The organism is Bartonella sp. AD328YNZD (genome assembly GCF_042196425.1).
Map to the genome: position 1 here is coordinate 1 of NZ_JBHIQG010000921.1, position 503 is coordinate 503.

The window sequence follows — 503 nt, forward strand, 5'->3', positions numbered from 1 at the left end:
ATTGATTGGTCAGAGGGACAGCATCCTAGCAGTGTGAACACGAGCGCCCGTGTGATGATGCAGCGCGTAAAGGAATATTTATCGGATACGGGTGGTGCGCTTGAAGGGATTGTTACCAATGATCATGTTCAACAAACGAGTGTGATAAGACTTGCAAGCACCTCACAGTTTTTAGATTATCAGAATGGTATTGTTTTGCGCTTTATGGCGACGAGCAGGAATGTTGGAGCAACCACGATTGTCTTAAATGCTTTAGATGGCAAGCCGGTTTATAAAGCAACAGAATTAGGGGTTGGTCCTTTATCAGGGGGCGAACTCCAAGAAGGGTGCATTTATACATTGGTTTATAATGGGGATCATTGGCATCTCGTTAATCCTACCCCACTCCCTTTAGAAGAAGAAGAAAGCAGTCTTTATCCTACGGGTTTTATAGGAACGTTTGGCATGCGCGGGATTCCAAAGGATTGGTTAATTTGCGATGGGAAGGCTTATTTGCGTCGTGA

General features: G+C 44.7%; 1 pseudogene. It reads left to right on the forward strand.

Features of this window, described 5'->3' with window-relative positions:
- Positions 1–503, forward strand: a pseudogene (locus ACFIO3_RS15930) (phage tail protein); the annotation flags it as partial.